The organism is Nisaea sp., assembly GCF_017640745.1.
In the GTDB taxonomy this organism is placed as follows: Bacteria; Pseudomonadota; Alphaproteobacteria; order Thalassobaculales; family Thalassobaculaceae; genus Nisaea.
Genome location: NZ_JAEPQA010000014.1, coordinates 67,398 through 83,280, shown reverse-complemented (window position 1 = coordinate 83,280; position 15,883 = coordinate 67,398). Strand labels below are relative to the sequence as shown.

Sequence of the window (15,883 nt, the reverse complement as noted above, 5' to 3'; positions counted from 1 at the left end):
AGAGAATGCATAACAAGCATCTGCCCGAATCCGAACGCTTCGGCGCCGTGATCGGCATCGCTCCCGGCGGGGTGGCCGCCTATTCATCGGATTACGAAACCGTGGACAATGCGGAATTGCCGACGCGGCAGCATTACAGAAGCGTCGTCGACGGGATCTATCTCGGGCACAAATGGCAATGCGTCGAGTTTGCCCGCCGCTGGCTCTACCGGAACAAGGGCTATGTCTTCGAAGACATCGCCATGGCCTACGACATCTTCCAGCTGCGGGAGGTGAAGGTCATCGAGGACGGCAGCCGCCTGCCGCTGCGGTCCTTCCGCAACGGCTCGGTGCGGGCGCCCGAAATCGGCGGTCTGATGATCTGGAAGGAAGGCGGCTTCTTCGACGTCACCGGCCATGTCGCGGTGATCACCGAAGTCCTGCCCGACCGGGTCCGCGTCGCGGAGCAGAATGTCGATCACAAGGTCTGGCCGGCCGGGCAGGACTGGGCGCGCGAGCTGCCGATGCGAGTCGATGCGGAAGGCGGCCACTGGGTCGATTGCACCTATGACGACGGCGAGGTTCTGGGCTGGGTCCTTCAGACGGAGGACGCGACCGGCGCGGAGGCGCACCGGGAGGTTCCGCCGGAGGTTTTCCGGCCGGTCATGCGGGAAGTCCGACAATCGGGCGGTCCGGAAGTTAGCTGGCTGGACACCTCCGACCCTGCGGAGGCCGCTTACATCGAGATGATGGGCGGCTGCAAACTCGCGACCGACGAGGCCGACGGGCGGAAATATATCTGCATCAGCGAGACCGCGCATAACGAGATCCGCCGTGCGACGAACGAACTGCACCGCATGTTCCTGCACGCGACCAATCTGGTGCTGAACGATGAGAAGCTGCTGCGAAAGTTCAACCTGCCGCCGGCGATCTGGCCGAGGATCCAGAAATCCTGGAGTAACCGGCGCAACGAGATGATCACCGGCCGCTTCGACTTCTCGCTCTCCGAGCACGGCCTGAAGGTCTATGAGTACAACGCGGATTCAGCCTCCTGCCATATGGAGACCGGTGTCGTACAGGGACGCTGGGCGGAGCATTTCGGCTGCACCGACGGCTGGTGCCCGGGCGAGGATCTGCTCGAGAACCTGAAGGAAGCCTGGGAAGAGGCCGAGGTCGGCGACATCCTGCACATCATGCAGGACCGCGACCTCGAGGAGACCTACCACGCGCTGTTCATCCAGAAATCGATGGATGCGGCGGGCATCAAGAGCAAGATCATCAAGGGCACCTCGGGCCTGACATGGGACGACGAGGGCTGGGTCTGCGATGCCGAGGGCGTGCGCATCAAGTGGGTCTGGAAATCCTGGGCCTGGGAAACCGCGCTCGACCAGATCCGCCACGATCTCGAGGACGATGCCGAAGATCTCGAACTGCACCGGACGATCGACCGCAAGACCCAGAAGCCGCGCCTCGTCGACGTGCTGCTGCGCGAGGAGGTCATGGTGTTCGAACCGCTCTGGACCCTGATCCCGAGCAACAAGGCGATCCTGCCGGTCCTCTCCTCGATGTACCCGGAAAACCGCTACCTTCTCGAGTCGAGCTTCGAGCTGACCGAGAACATCGCCAAGAAGGGCTACGTGGTGAAACCGATCGTCGGGCGCTGCGGGCACAACATCGCGATCTACGACCGCAACGACAACCTGGTCTCGGCCACGGAAGGCAATTTCGACGAACAGGACCAGATCTATCAGGAGCTCTTCCCGCTGCCGAAACTGGACGGGAAATATGTGCAGATCGGGACCTTCTCGGTCGGCGGAAGCTATGGCGGCGCCTGCGTGCGCGTCGATCCGTCGCCAATCCTGACGACGAACAGCGATATCCTGCCGCTGCGCGTGGTGCCCGACGACGCGCTTTGACGGCGATTGCGCGGCGCGCGGGGTTCAGGGCTCCGTGCGCCCGCCGGATGGGCGGTCGCGTTCGTAATGCCGCGCAAGCGGAAACGGCGGCAGCCAGGCCTCTCGCCGGATCGTCCATAGCTCGTAGGTCGGCGTGAAGCGGTCCGGCGCATCCAGACTTCCGAGATTCACCTCGATCTCGTCGTCGCTCCGCCCGAAGACGGTCGAGCCGCAATCGGGGCAGAAATGCCGTCCGCGAAAGTCGCGCGTCTCGCCCTCCACCGTCACCGCGTCCGCGGGAAAGATAGCGGAGGCGTGAAACAGCGCGCCGTGATGTTTGCGGCAATCGAGGCAATGGCACATGCCGACCCTGTAGGGCTGTCCGGATGCCACAATCCGGACCTTGCCGCAGAGGCACCCACCGGTAACGCGATCCATAGTGGCTCTCCCCTGAATCCGAGCGATCCGACTGGGTACACCGAACCGCTTCGGAACGACAACCGTCGCTGGACACCGGGATGCCGATACTCCCGGTTCCACGTCGTGAAAACGGCCCCTCCCCTTTGTCCCCCTCTTCGGCCCGGCGCCCCAGATCCCGGCAAAATCGGAAAAGAGCTCATTTGAGAAGAATTGCGAATGCTGGTTCACAAAACTCTCAGAATCACTATCTAGATCCTCTCTGGCTGTCCAAACAGCGTATCTACCGGGAGGCAAAGATGAAAATGTTCAAGGCGCTCGCACTGGGCGTCGCACTCACGATGTCCGCGAGCATCGCCCACGCCAATGAGAAGGACTACGTCCTAAACACCGCTTCGACCGGCGGCACCTATCATCCGGTCGGCACGGCGATCTCCACCCTCACCAAGGTCAAGCTGCTGCCGAAAGAGAAGTTCTCGCTGACCGCGGTCAACTCCGCGGGTTCCGGCGCGAACGTGCAGGCGCTCGGCGCCGGCACTGCCGACTTCGCGATCCTGCAGGGGCTGTTCGGCGCCTATGCGAAGACCGGCACCGGCCCGATCTCCGAGCCGCAGAAGAACATCCGTTCGATCTCCATGCTGTGGCAGAACGTCGAGCACTTCGTCGTGCCGACCGAACTGGCGAAGACGGGTACGATGGATGACATCGTCGCGCTCAAGGGCCAAGCGGCCGGCATGGGCGGTCAGAGCTCCGGCACGATCGGTTCCAACCGGGTCCTGCTCGCCGGTCTCGGCCTCGACATGGATAAGGACTTCAACCTGATGTACGCGGGCTACGGCCCGACCGGCGCGGCCCTGGCCAACGGCCAGATCACGTCGGCCGGCATCCCCGGCGGCACGCCCGTCGGAGCCATCACCCAGCTGATGGCCGCCAACGAAGGCAAGTTCACGATCCTCGACGTCACGCCGGAACAGGCCACCAAGATGGACGGCGACCGCAAGCTCTGGGTGCCGTACACCATCCCCGCCGGCACCTATCCGGGCCAGACCAAGGATATTCAGACGGTCGCGCAGCCGAACTTCCTCGCGGTCAACGACACGGTCGACGAGAACCATGTCTATATGCTGACCAAGACGATGTTCGAGAACCTGCCCTTCCTGCAGGCGATCCACCCGGCCACCAAGGCCATGGCACTGGATAAGGCGCTCGCCGGTCTGCCGGTCCCCCTGCATCCGGGCGCTCAGCGCTACTATGAAGAGGCCGGCCTTACAATTCCGGACCATCTCAAGGCCCAGTAAGCCGACAAGATCTTCGCAGCAGGAGCGCGACCAAGGGTCGCGCTCCTGTTCTCAGTTTCTGGGGAGGAAACCGTCGTGAGCGATCGCGATACCGCCGGCGCAACCATGCGCGCCGACCTACTTGACCTGTCCGCACCAAACAAGACGATGGCCTCGCGACTGGCGATCCTCTTCGCGGCGGCTTTCGGCATCTGGCACATCGCGACGAACGTTTATCTGAACGAACCGGGATTGTGGCAGAACGCGATCCATTTCGGCGGCTTCGCGTTTCTCGCGGCGATCACGCTCTCCCCTTTCGGACGCCGCGCCAATACCCCGCTCGCATGGACGATCGATCTCGCCTATGCCACGGCCATCGCCGCGTCTGCGATGTGGGTCGCAGGGGCGGAGAACTATATCTACGAGCGCTCCCTCGCGGTAACGGGCCAGGGCTGGCAGCTCAACTGGGTGGACTGGACCGCCGGCTTCATCCTGATCTTCGGTGCCATCGACCTTTCGCGGCGAGTCTCCGGATGGGTGATCCCGATCCTGGTGATCCTGTCGGCCTGCTACATCCTTTTCCTCGGCAGCTACATGCCCGGCGTATTTCGCGCCGCGAGCCTGCCGCTGGACGACGTCCTCTTCCGCAGCCTGTTCAACGACGAGGGCATGTTCGGTGTTCTGGCGGGCATTTCGTCCACGAATATCGCGCTCTTCATGATTTTCGGCGGCTTTCTCGTGGTCTCCGGTGCGAGCCATTTCGTGATCGAGATTTCCAAGTCGGTCGCCGGCCGGGTGAAGGGCGGCGCCGCCTTCGTCGCGGTGATCTCCTCCGCCCTGACCGGGACGATCTCCGGCTCCGCCGTCGCGAACACCGCCTCGACAGGCGTCATCACCATTCCGCTGATGAAGGCAAACGGCTTCCGCCCCAAGTTCGCCGCGGGCGTCGAGGCGGCCGCCTCCACCGGCGGCCAGATCATGCCGCCGATCATGGGCGCCGGCGCCTTCGTCATGGCGAGCTATACCGGCATCCCCTACAGCACCATCGTCGCCGTCTCCATTGTACCGGCGATCCTCTATTTCCTGTCGATCGCCTGCATCGTCCGCATCGAGGCGGTCAAGCGCAATGCCGGCTCCGAAATCGACATGACGATCGATCGCGGCAAGCTCGTCTCCGGCGGTCTCGTCTTCGTCATCCCGCTCGGCACCATGGTCTGGCTGCTGCTGACCGGCGTCACGCCCGCCTATGCCGCCTGCTGGGCCATCGCGGCCCTGATCGGAACCTCCTGGTTCACCAGCCTGATCGCCCGGTTCGTCCCGGGCGACAGTTTCGAGCCCGTCGTGATGGGCCCGAAAAAGATCGTCGAGGCACTGGTCACCGGGGTGAACGCCTCGGTCCTGACGGCAATCCTTCTGGTCACCATCGGTATCATGAACAACGCCATCGTCACCAGCGGCGTCGGCAACGGGTTCTCGCTCATGATCGTGCAGTGGTCCCAGGGCTCGCTCGTCATCGCGCTTGCCCTGATCGCGGTCGCCTCGCTGGTTCTCGGGATGGGGCTCCCGGTCACGGCGGCCTACATCATCATCGCGATCCTGACCGCCCCCGCTCTCGCCGGTATCATGGCCGACGGGATCATCGTGGATCAGCTGGTGCAGGGCATTGCCGACCCGGCGAAATCGGCGCTGTTCTTCCTCGTCGACCATCCGAACGTGGCTAAAATCGCCGGGGGAATGAGCAATGCGGAAGCCTGGGACCTGGTCAGGTCGATCCCGTTCGAGATCGCCGTGACCATCCGCCCGGTCCTAGTCGATCCGACCACGAGCCTGACATTCCTGCTCATCGCGCACCTGATCATCTACTGGCTGAGCCAGGATTCGAACGTGACGCCGCCTGTCTGCCTCGCCGCCTTTACCGCCGCAGGGATTGCGGGGTCGCGTCCGATGGAGACCGGCTTCGAAAGCTGGAAGATCGCCAAGGGCCTCTACATCGTGCCGCTGCTCTTTGCCTACACACCGCTGATATCGGGCGATTTCATGGAAGTGATGCAGATCGGCGTCTTCTCGCTGTTCGGCATATACGCGACGAACGCGCTCATCCAGATGTACAGCGAGGGGCCGATCGGGATCCTGGAGATCTGCCTCCTGATCGCCGGCGCCGCACTGGCCTATTGGCCGCTCATGCTGCTCGCGAACCTTGCGGGGGCGGCGCTTGTGGTCCTAGTGATGGTCTGGACGCGGATGAAATCGGCACGGCAGGTCGGGAGCGCCGGCGCCGCCTGACCTGCGAAGAGGAGCACCGGCATGCGTGTTTTCTTTTCCGTTTCGACGATCGCTCTGGCGCTGGCATTTTTGGCACAGGTCGTCGCGCAGGATTTCGATAGAGGGCGCCAAGCTTACGACCGCGGGGACTATCCGACAGCGCTGCGGGAATGGCAGCCCCTCGCCGAACAGGGCGACAGGGATGCCCAGTTCAGCCTCGGGCGCATGCATGAGAACGGGAAGGGCGTGCCGCAGAGCGATACAGAAGCGATCAACTGGTATCGCAAGGCCGCCGAGCAGGGCCACGAGCAGGCCCAGTTCAATCTCGGCGGCATATACCGCTTCAGCCAGGGCGTACCGCGGGACTATGCAGAAGCGGCGCACTGGTATCTCAAGGCTGCCGAGCAGGGAAACGAGGGCGCCCAGATCATGCTCGGTTCCATGTATTACAGCGGCCGCGGCGTACCGCAGGACGAGGTTCTCGCCTATATGTGGTACAGCCTCGCGGCGGAACAGGGCAGCAGTCTGGCCTTTGAGGGCCGCGACTTCGTCGCCGGGAAAATGACGACCTACGCCCTGCGGAAAGCGGAACGGCTTTACCGCGACTGTCTGAATCGCGGCTACAAGGGGTGCGGAAAGTAGCTCGCAACCGGATCGTATCGCAGGACAACGGTCCCTTCAGGCCAGCTTCCCCTCATCGGGCACATCGGAAACCGATATAGACGACGGCGGTCGACGGCGGCTTGCTCGCGACATGGTCCTTGTGCATCTGGCGCGCGCCGTACCACCAGGACCCGCCGCGGGTGATCCTGTCCCCCGCCAGGTCGCCGTCGGTCCATTCCCAGACATTCGCCCCCATGTCGAAGAGACCGTTCACCCCTTCGATCGAACGCCCCGCCGGAGCATGTCCGGATCCTCGCGCAAGGACGGCCGAATTGTCGAGAACCGGTGAAAAACGACAGTCCGAGAGACAATTTGCCCCCTCGGGGCTCTCTCCGGTCGGATAGGGATAGGTCACCCCGGCCCTGAACGGCTCCGGCGGGTTCTGCCGCTGCTCCGTGTAGGCGGCTTCCACCCATTCCTCATCCCTCGGCAAGCGCTTGCCACGCCAGGCGCAGTAGGCCGCCGCCTCGTCGTAGGTGACATGCACCGCCGGTTCGTCATCCTCTGCGGGATGCCCGTAGGGAGCGCGCCACGTCCAGCCGGGCTTCCGGACCCAGCCCGCCTCGTAGACCTCGCCGCCCCCGGACCGCTCTGCGGCCGTCACGATCCCTGTCGCCTCGACGAATTCACGGAACGCACCGACCGTGACCTCGGTCCGGTCGATTTCGAACGCACCGATCCGCTGCATTTCCGCGGCCTGAGCGGGGACGGCGAGCAGCGCACAACAGACGGCGGCGGCAAACAGACGGTCCCTTATCCGCCCGCGCAGGAACGGGCGGTTGCCGTCAGTCCGGACCATGCGCATCGACCAGGGTTCCCGGCCGCGGCTTGACGAACCGCTGGATCAGGTAGGTCGCCGCGGCGATGGATACACCGACCGCATCCGTGATCAGCCCGCCCTCGATCATGAACAGGGCGGCAATCATCAATGCGACGCGGAGGAACCAGACGGGCCGCCCCCCGAGGAACCATCCCTGAACGCCGGCCGAGAGCAGGAACACGCCCGCGACCGCGGTGGCGAGCGCCCGGGCGATTTCCACCGTGCCGCCATCCATCAGCAGCGCTCCGTTGTAGAAGAACATGAAGGGCACGATGAACGCGGCAATGCCGATCTTGAAGGACGCGACAGAGGTCTCCATCGCGTTGGCCCCCGATATTCCGGCCGCGGCATAGGATGCCAGAGCCACCGGCGGCGTGATGGCGGAGACGACGGCGAAATAGAAGACGAAGAAATGCGCCGTCAGCTGATCGATCCCGAGCTCGACCAGGCCCGGCGCCACCACCGACGCGGCGACGGCATAGGCGGCCGTCGTCGGCATCCCCATGCCGAGCAGGATCGCGATGGCCATGGCAAAGACGAGCGCGAGCAGCTGTGAGGTCGCCGCCAGATCGAGCAGAAGGTTGGAGAAGCGCGCGCCCACACCGGTCAGGGAGATGACGCCGACGATGATCCCAGCACAGGCGCAAACCACGATGATCTGGATCGACATGACGCCGGCCAGCTCGAACGCCTTGGCGATCTCCCGGGGGCCCATCCGGGAGGGGGTCAGCCAACTCACCACGGCGGCGGAGACGATGGCGAGCGTTCCTGCACGAATGACCGAATAGCCCATGAAGAGCGCCACGATCAGGATGACGATAGGGATGAAGAGATAGACGCGCCGCACCATCGTCGCGAAGCGCGGCAATTCATCCTCGCGCATCCCCCGCATCCCGAGCTTGGCCGCCTCGAAATCCACCATGAAATAGATCGACGCGAAGTAGAGGATTGCCGGGATCACCGCCGCAAGAGCGATGTCCGCGTAGGGAATGCCTGTAATTTCAGCCATGATGAAGGCGCCGGCGCCCATGATGGGCGGCATGATCTGACCGCCGGTGGACGCTGCCGCCTCGATGGCACCGGCCGTCTTGCGGTGATAGCCGACCTTCTTCATCAGCGGGATGGTCAGGGAGCCGGTGGCGACGACGTTCCCCGCCGACGTGCCGTTGATCATGCCCATCAGGCCGGACGCGAAGATCGCAACCTTCGCCGGCCCTCCGCGCGCGCGTCCGGCGACGGCGAAGGCGAAGTTGACGAAATAGTCCCCGACCTTGGAGGCCTGCAGGAACGCGGCGAAGACAATGAACAGGATGATGTAGGTCGAGGATACGGCCGTGGTCGGGCCGAGGATCCCGGCATCGGTATAGACCTGGCTGAAGAATCGGGTCCAGTCGATCGGGGGCGACTGCAAAAAGCCCGGCAGATGCGCGCCGGCGAACACATAGATGAGGAAAACGACCGCAATCACCACCAGCGCCATGCCGGCAACGCGCCGCGTCAGCTCGAGAATCAAGAGACTGCCCGCAACGGCCGCCAGGGAAATGCCGATCGGCGCAAACGGGGTGCCGGTCGAGTTCCGCATCAGCGTTCCGTAGATCACGATGAGATATGCGGCGACGGCGATTCCGCAGACCGCGAGCACTGCGTCAGGCTCGGAAAAGCCGTTGCGCCGCCGACGATGGAACCAGGAGAGGACGATGCCGCCTGCCGTCGCGGCCAGCAATGGCGCGCCGAACAGCCAGGTTTCGTTGAACTTGATCTCGCGATCGATGCCGTTCCACAACTTGCCGTTGGCGATCTCGACGGCAAAGGACAGTGCCATGCCAAGCGACAGCAGGGCGGGCGCCAGGAGGATCAGCGACACCCAGCCGAGCAAGCGGGTTTCTTCGCCATCTTTTTCCGGGAAGGGAGCGGCGGAGAACATGAGGAAACCGAGCGCGAGGGCGCCTGCCACATGCACGATCCGGAAGTTCCAGGTCTCCATCGGGAAATCCGGCAGGAAGGCCAAATTCACCACGCCACCGGTCATGGCGGACAGCGAGACCCCGTTGAGCGCAAGCACATGGAAGGCGGCATAGAGGGCTGCCAGACCTGCAATGAAGACACCGCTGCGCCCATCGAACAGCCGGCGGTTCTTCTCGACCGGTTCCTCGTCTACGCCTTCGGCGATCAGCGGCTCGTCGGACGCGCGATCTGCGGAAGCGCTCGCCTTCTCGTCAGTCATCTCTCGTTTCCCCCACAAGGACAAGCCGTGCCGGCCCCGCCAGCACGAACGGACCGCGCCCCTGCGGGCGCGGTCCGTGAAGACCGCTCGTGGAGCGGCCGATGTTTATTGCTTAGCCGCCGTGGATCAGCGACGCCGGAATGCTGGCGCCGTTCTCGTTGAACCAACGCGCGGCACCCGGATGCCAGGGCATGAAGGTATTCTTGTCCCAGTTCTCCGGCAGGGTGGAGCGGGCTGCCTTGTGGATGGCGACCATCCGGGCATTGTCCGACATCACCACCTTGGTCGCCTCGTAGACGAAGGATTCCGGAAGGTCGCAATTCGCGATCGCGAAGTTCCACATGGACACCGAACGCGCCGGCTTGGTCAGCGTCGTATAGGTACCTTCGTTGATCTGGAACGCGGAGACCGGGAAGGTTTCCAGGATCTTCTTCTGCTCGGCTTCGGTGAACTCGATGATGTTGATCTCGGTCTGCACCTCGAGCTGGCTGACCGCCGGAACCGGAACACCGGCCGCGAAGGCGATCACGTCGAGCAGGTTGTCCTGAAGCTGGCCGCCAAGATCGGACCAGCCGCCATTCCGCCGCTCGAACTGGATTCCGAGGGTTTCAAGCATGCGCGGGAAATAGGTATCGGACGTGGAGCCCGCGGGGCCGAAACCGATCTTTGCTCCTGCCGGAATCTCGGAGAGAGAGGTGATCCCGGAGGATTTCAGCGTCGTGATCGAAAACGGCGTCTGATACATCGGGAACATCGCGCAGGCATTGGTCATCTTGAGACCCGGTGCGATCGCGTTGCTTCCTTCCATCGATTCCCGCGCCGGCCCCATGGTGGTCATTCCGAAGGCGGCGTCGCCGGTATGGACAAGGGCCATATTCTGCATCGGGCCTCCGGTGACTTCCGCACCGCCGGAGATACCGAGTTGATCAGCGACCAGGTTGGCCCAGCCGGAGCCGTAGGCGAAATAGGTGCCGCCCTGAGAGGCCGTGGCAACCGTGAAGCTGGAGGGCCAATTGCTGCGATCCTGAGCGTGTGCTCCCCAAGACGTTAGCGCGAGAGCGACCACCGCGCCCATAAGAGTGGAACGTTTCATCTGCGTCCTTCATGAAATGTTGAAACCTCGGCCCGTCGGAACACGGGTTCTTTTTTTTCGCTCCGAGAGATAGGTGCCCGTAGCACGGAGGCAAGATGGGCAGAATGGAAATTGGTAAAAATCGTCTCGAAAGCATGCCCCGGCCCAACAGGCCCCTTCATGAGAGGCTTTAGCACCTTCCCCTTGCGATGGATGCGCGAGGGAAACCGCCCGATGGGAAGAGCGGGACATACCGAAAGCCGGACCGCCAAAGGGCCGGACCAACGATGTCGTTTCGGAGAATCCCCGAAGGACCTATATCTCTTTGATTCTCTTGAGGAAAGCGTCGATCGCTTCAGTAACTTTCCGTTCGGCCTCATCGACGCTTCGCATCTGCTGCATCACGTCTCTTGCCGCGACGGCCGCATCGGCCGACGCCGATTCAACGCCCCCGATGTTTTGATCGACGGCGGAAACGCGCTGAGCTGTATCCGACATGCTGCCGGTGATCTCCGACGTCACCGCGCCCTGCTCTTCGGCAGCGGAGGACATGGTCATTGCCTGGTCATGGACAAGCGCAATGGCCTCTGTGATCCCGCGAATGGCGACAACGTTGTCCCGCACCGCTTTTGTGACGTTATGGACTTCCGTGCCTATTTCCTCGGTGGAACTGGTGGTCTGAGCGGCGAGTTTTCTGACTTCTTCCGCGACGACGGCAAAACCGCGCCCGGCATCTCCCGCCCGCGCCGCCTCAATGGAAGCGTTCAAGGCAAGCAGGTTCGTCTTGTTGGCAATGTCCTTGATCAAGCCCACCACACCGGTGATGCGTTGCGTCGCGATTTCCAGTTCCTGGAGCGAAGACGTCGCCACAGAGGCCTTCTCGGACGCATCGTCGGTGAGACTGGAGGTCTTGGTCACGCCCTCCACGATCTCCTGGATAGAGGACGCCATCTGACCGATCGCGGCCGCGACGTCGGACACGTTCTCGGCCGCCGCAACCGAATTCTCTTTGACGACAGAGCCCTGGCGGCTCGTTTCTTCCGCCGTCGTCACCATCGATTCCGCCGCAACCTTCGATCGTCTTGAGGCTTCGTGCAGGGCATTCGTCGCACCGATGACGATTTCGCGAAAATCCCTGCCCAGAGCCTGAACCGGGCGCAGAAGGATGACGCCCAATCCATAACCGCAAACCAGGATCAGCAGGCTGAACCCGCCAAGCGTGATCAGCGCGTTGCGGACCGAGGCGTTGGCCTCCGCCATCGCCTCTTCGGCCGCGACGGAGAGAATGATTTTCCAGTCAAGTCCGGGAAGGCTCACCTGCCCGAACCCGGCGATCACCGGGATGCCTTTGTGATCTTCCGCAGCGACAAGTCCCTCCGTGCCGCCCAGCGCCGTCGTGATAACGTCGCTGGACAAAGACGAGCCAATGGCCAGATCGCCGGCGTTTTCGGGGACGGAACGGAGTTGCCCCTGTGATCCGATAAGGAAGGTTTCGGCGGTCTCGAAGCCGGCGATTTCCTTGTTCACGATGGCGTTGATGCGATCGACCGGCATCTGGAAGGCAATGATACCGGTCAACTTTTCCCCGTCCTTGAGGGGCGCAAGCAGGAAGGAAGCGTCCTGATTGTAGGACGGCTCGTAGGGTTCGAAATCCACAAAGACCAGATCATCCGACTTGTCGCGAATGATCTGTTGGACAGCGCGTCCAAAAGCCGAGCCGCTGTACGGACCGTCGACGAAGGACGTGCCGTAATCGAGTTCCTTGAACACCGAATAGACGATACGGCCGTTTTTCGGTTCGAAGAGAAAGATGTCGTAGAACGCGAATTCTTCCAGGTAGGCCTTAAAATACGGGTGATAGAGCGCGTGGAGATTTGAATATCGACTCGTATCGTCCGCCGACATCAAGAGATGTTTCTCCCCGATCTTTTCGGGATTGTCCGAAATGTAGAGGTGTTGAAGCTTCTCCGACACCGCGTCGATCTTCATCCATCGACTGAGATCGGCCTCTGTCGCACCTGCTGTGTTCTGCTGCTGGTAGAGATAGCGCTCCCGCAGCCGTCTGAGGTTCGCGGCAACATCTTCGGAGGCATCCAGTTCGTCGACGGCGGCTGCGAAAGCCTGCGTCGCATCCATCACGACCGGATTGATCGCAAGCGTGCGGGCAATGCTGAGAAGCGTTCCGAAATAGGTCTCGACCATCTCTTCTTTCAGGTCGATGACAGAGGCAATTTCCGCACGGGCCGCTTCTTCGGCCATGTCTTGCATACGGGTGATATTGAACGCGGAGCTCACGGCCATGGGCAGGATACCCGCTGCCAGCAACGCACCCATGATCTTGTGTTTGAATTTCATCGTCGATCGATCGCACCGTGAGTCTTTGCCCAGAATATCCATCTAGCAGATTTTCTTGTTGGCGTTCACACAATTAGCGGGCGTTCGCACAATAGGGCAGAGGCTACATTTCCATGTGCTGGTCGCACTGGCGGTGCACTCTGTTGACCGCTCAGGGTCGTGGCCTCCGGCGCGACGGGGGGCGCCCGGCCGCTTACCCCTTGGATCTTTCTTTTGCCTGTGAAGCGAAACTCTCCTGGATATGAGCCGCCCACTGCGAATGTTCCTCTGAAACAAGGGCTTCCACGCGTGCAGCCAAATGACGCTTCGTTTCGCTCGGATCGATCTCTCCATACGGTCCTGCTGAAGCGAGAAATAAATATTTCTCGTGCCGCAAGCTCTCGCAGGTCGCCCTATATTTCAGCCAATTCCGGTGATAAGCACCAAGCTCGCGAAAACCCTCGATGACCAAGAGCAATGCCCCAAGGCAACCTGCGATCGCAGCCCCGTCCGCGACGAGAAATGCCGTGACTGGCACCATCGCCGAAACGACAAGCTGAATCGACCGCAAGGCCTTATAGACGCGCTGAGAATGTGCACTTTTTTCGTCATACCACCTGATCTGGTCTTCGAGCCGCCAATATCCGGAATCCGGCTCGCTCTCGTTATTGATCGGTTCAGTCACACGCAGCCCCCTTCCGCCACCCCACACTCATAGCCTCAACTATTTTCCCGTGCATTACTCCGCGCCAGATGCTTCTATTTAATCGAATAGCGGGATCAAGCGAATATCGGGATTATGAAAGGTTGTGTATTAAATCAGTTTTTCCTAATTTGTCGATTAGGGAGAGACTCCGGAGGCGAAAAAAAATGCAAATTTTCATAAGTCATAAAGCGAAAGACGCACCTATCCTTGAAAGTGTTGTTGAGTCATTCAGACGAAACAACGACATCAATTTCGAATGGTCAAAAGACTTCGATGTCGGCGATCGGTTCAATGAAAAAATCGTACAAAAAATTGCTGACTGTGATTGCATGATCCTGTTCTACACCGACCCGACGGAAGACTGGAATTGGTGCATGAAAGAAGTCGGGATGTTCCAGATGAAGAGGCATCTCAACGGTCACAAGGACGCGACGAAATCGGGTCTATTTGTCATCTATGTTCATGAAGAACAGACAATCCCCGAAGCGCTGCGAAGTGAGAGTATCCACGCCTTAAACGGCACCAACCTGAAAGACGTCAAAAACTTCCTCAGCATGCTCTTTGGCGTTCAGGCTGGTGGAAATGGAGATTTCCAAGCTCTACAGCCAGTTGGCCTTGCGAACAGAGCCAACGCAATCGTGGAGAAACTGAACAACCTGAAAGGCACGCTAAGTCGGCCAAAATATCTTTTGTCTGCCTGGAAAATTTGGGTCAAAGATCTACAACAAATTCGTGAAAAAGAAGTTCTCTCGGGCCATAGCTGGGTAAAGTCTGAAGGGCACGGCTTTCATCACTTCGGGTTGAATGACGACATCACTCTCCCTTGGGAAGACTTTCGGTCTTACTTTGGAAAACGTGGAAACGAGGATGTCATCAACATGATAGAACAGGCTATTATTGAAAATGTTAGATCAAATTCGTTCCTCGAAGTTCGCGAAAAAATAAATACCGAGAATGGCAGTGATGTAAATCTTGTTCTATTCCGGTCCGAAATGTTTTTTGATGGAACAAGAAAATACAACGTACTGCTTGTCCCTCATCACGGCGAAAAACCCGTCCGGCATGAAATAGACGACCCGTTACTGAATATAATAAATTTTGGTTTTGCTTTCAAAATGAGGGCGCTCGGGCTGGCACATCAGGCTCGCCTGCAACCGAACAGAGGACCGGCTCATGTTATGGAGAAAAAGAAAAACTACTATTCTGAGTTTCGCGACGTCCTGAATGAGCTAACCGCTCAAGCGCAAGATAAAGGCTGGACAAATCCGGACGTCATCAAACAAATGTTCCAATCCAATCTGACCAGGTTAGATGAAGTAGAGTTTTTGTTTGACGAATGGAAAAACATTATCGGCGATTTTCACACCGCCTTCGAGGAAGATGATTTTGACACATTGGATTCCACCGTGAAATCAATGTCGAATATAAATCTTCGTTTCATGCACATGGCATCCGAACAACAAGCGGATAACTACAGACAACTTCTGGGGTACCGGAGGGAGGGAGTAAAATCTCGATTCGACGACCTGGTTGTCGAACAGCCCAGAATCAACTGAACACGAATGCTGCGTAGTCGCACTCTTCGAATCCAGATGCCGGCACTACATTTCCGTCATTGAGAGTGAGACCGCAAATCTCATGCTCAAGACTGTTTGCGAGCACAGGCCACTCCGTCTTTGACGTGTTGCTCTGCGATACCCTCGCACAATACGGCCTTCCGACGCATGAAGCGTCACGTTGTCGTGTCAGCGCGGACCTGAACCTGCCAGTTGGCGCCACGCTCGCGAATGGCCGTCATGACCGATTCCCCGTCACTGTGACGGGAGTGTGACAGTCGGCTCTGAAGAGGATTTTCGATGGCGAGGCGAAATCGAAGGACTGAACGATTTTGATGCCTTGGAATGGTGGGCGCGGCTGGGATTGAACCAGCGACCCCTACGATGTCAACGTAGTGCTCTCCCGCTGAGCTACGCGCCCTATCTCTGCGGCATCGGGATGTGTGCGGCTACGTGACGCCCTGAAACGCCCTCAAAACGCTTGCAGATCAGGACGTTACGAAATCTCACCATTACCGTCAAGTTGCAGCCTCACCCCAGTCGACCGACATCGGCCGAGGTCTGTTTAGATACGAAATTGGCCTGAAAACGTCTCTGTGTCACACTCACTGTGACAAGAATTGTGACACGAAACAGGGGTAGTTCTCGCGAGTGGATATGCCTTTCGGTCGGCGAAAC

The 15,883-nt window shown here is 60.4% G+C and carries 11 protein-coding genes and 1 tRNA gene; 5 read left to right on the top strand and 7 right to left on the bottom strand.

Going from position 1 to position 15,883, the window contains the following annotated elements; translation table 11 throughout:
- The first annotated feature begins 5 nt into the window (after window positions 1-5).
- Window positions 6-1,895: a bifunctional glutathionylspermidine amidase/synthase gene (gss, locus tag JJ959_RS11530; RefSeq protein WP_292883689.1), complete on the top strand. Its 1,890-nt coding sequence runs from the start codon at window positions 6-8 to the stop codon at window positions 1,893-1,895.
- Between the two features lie 24 nt (window positions 1,896-1,919).
- Here gss and JJ959_RS11525 read toward each other — a convergent pair whose 3' ends face one another.
- The gene (locus JJ959_RS11525) at window positions 1,920-2,312 is read right to left on the bottom strand and encodes a GFA family protein (RefSeq protein ID WP_292883687.1); all 393 of its coding nucleotides are present in this window, start codon (window positions 2,310-2,312) and stop codon (window positions 1,920-1,922) included.
- A 278-nt stretch (window positions 2,313-2,590) separates the two neighbouring features.
- Between JJ959_RS11525 and JJ959_RS11520 the strand changes: the two genes are divergently transcribed.
- From JJ959_RS11520 to JJ959_RS11510, 3 genes are all read left to right on the top strand, one after another.
- Window positions 2,591-3,589: a TAXI family TRAP transporter solute-binding subunit gene (locus JJ959_RS11520; protein WP_292883685.1), complete on the top strand. Its 999-nt coding sequence runs from the start codon at window positions 2,591-2,593 to the stop codon at window positions 3,587-3,589.
- 75 nt (window positions 3,590-3,664) lie between these two features.
- Window positions 3,665-5,851 (top strand): TRAP transporter fused permease subunit, encoded by a 2,187-nt coding sequence (locus JJ959_RS11515; RefSeq protein ID WP_292883682.1) that lies wholly within the window; start codon window positions 3,665-3,667, stop codon window positions 5,849-5,851.
- 21 nt (window positions 5,852-5,872) lie between these two features.
- Window positions 5,873-6,472, top strand: a complete 600-nt coding sequence (locus JJ959_RS11510) for a tetratricopeptide repeat protein (RefSeq protein WP_292883679.1) — start codon at window positions 5,873-5,875, stop codon at window positions 6,470-6,472.
- 52 nt (window positions 6,473-6,524) lie between these two features.
- On the opposite strand, the gene JJ959_RS11505 is transcribed toward JJ959_RS11510, so the two are convergent.
- From JJ959_RS11505 to JJ959_RS11485, 5 genes are all read right to left on the bottom strand, one after another.
- Window positions 6,525-7,292: a formylglycine-generating enzyme family protein gene (locus JJ959_RS11505; protein WP_292883676.1), complete on the bottom strand. Its 768-nt coding sequence runs from the start codon at window positions 7,290-7,292 to the stop codon at window positions 6,525-6,527.
- Window positions 7,279-9,537, bottom strand: a complete 2,259-nt coding sequence (locus tag JJ959_RS11500) for a TRAP transporter permease (RefSeq protein WP_292883674.1) — start codon at window positions 9,535-9,537, stop codon at window positions 7,279-7,281. The genes JJ959_RS11505 and JJ959_RS11500 overlap by 14 nt, the downstream gene beginning before the upstream one ends.
- A gap of 112 nt (window positions 9,538-9,649) precedes the next feature.
- Window positions 9,650-10,630, bottom strand: a complete 981-nt coding sequence (locus JJ959_RS11495; RefSeq protein ID WP_292883671.1) for a TAXI family TRAP transporter solute-binding subunit — start codon at window positions 10,628-10,630, stop codon at window positions 9,650-9,652.
- A gap of 294 nt (window positions 10,631-10,924) precedes the next feature.
- Window positions 10,925-13,006, bottom strand: coding sequence for a methyl-accepting chemotaxis protein (locus JJ959_RS11490; RefSeq protein ID WP_292883668.1), 2,082 nt, complete (start codon window positions 13,004-13,006; stop codon window positions 10,925-10,927).
- A 151-nt stretch (window positions 13,007-13,157) separates the two neighbouring features.
- On the bottom strand, window positions 13,158-13,628 hold the full coding sequence (locus JJ959_RS11485; RefSeq protein ID WP_292883665.1) for a DUF4231 domain-containing protein: 471 nt from the start codon (window positions 13,626-13,628) through the stop codon (window positions 13,158-13,160).
- 185 nt (window positions 13,629-13,813) lie between these two features.
- Between JJ959_RS11485 and JJ959_RS11480 the strand changes: the two genes are divergently transcribed.
- Window positions 13,814-15,205: a toll/interleukin-1 receptor domain-containing protein gene (locus tag JJ959_RS11480; protein WP_292883663.1), complete on the top strand. Its 1,392-nt coding sequence runs from the start codon at window positions 13,814-13,816 to the stop codon at window positions 15,203-15,205.
- Between the two features lie 346 nt (window positions 15,206-15,551).
- Here JJ959_RS11480 and JJ959_RS11475 read toward each other — a convergent pair.
- Window positions 15,552-15,626, bottom strand: a tRNA-Val gene (locus JJ959_RS11475).
- Window positions 15,627-15,883 lie beyond the last annotated feature (257 nt).

Excerpts from the sequence above, each read along its gene's own strand:
- gss (WP_292883689.1), top strand. The coding sequence starts at position 6 with ATGCATAACAAGCATCTGCCCGAATCCGAACGCTTCGGCGCCGTGATC.
- JJ959_RS11525 (WP_292883687.1), bottom strand. The coding sequence starts at position 2,312 with ATGGATCGCGTTACCGGTGGGTGCCTCTGCGGCAAGGTCCGGATTGTG.
- JJ959_RS11520 (WP_292883685.1), top strand. The coding sequence starts at position 2,591 with ATGAAAATGTTCAAGGCGCTCGCACTGGGCGTCGCACTCACGATGTCC.
- JJ959_RS11510 (WP_292883679.1), top strand. The coding sequence starts at position 5,873 with ATGCGTGTTTTCTTTTCCGTTTCGACGATCGCTCTGGCGCTGGCATTT.
- JJ959_RS11505 (WP_292883676.1), bottom strand. The coding sequence starts at position 7,292 with ATGGTCCGGACTGACGGCAACCGCCCGTTCCTGCGCGGGCGGATAAGG.
- JJ959_RS11500 (WP_292883674.1), bottom strand. The coding sequence starts at position 9,537 with ATGACTGACGAGAAGGCGAGCGCTTCCGCAGATCGCGCGTCCGACGAG.
- JJ959_RS11495 (WP_292883671.1), bottom strand. The coding sequence starts at position 10,630 with ATGAAACGTTCCACTCTTATGGGCGCGGTGGTCGCTCTCGCGCTAACG.
- JJ959_RS11490 (WP_292883668.1), bottom strand. The coding sequence starts at position 13,006 with ATGGATATTCTGGGCAAAGACTCACGGTGCGATCGATCGACGATGAAA.
- JJ959_RS11480 (WP_292883663.1), top strand. The coding sequence starts at position 13,814 with ATGCAAATTTTCATAAGTCATAAAGCGAAAGACGCACCTATCCTTGAA.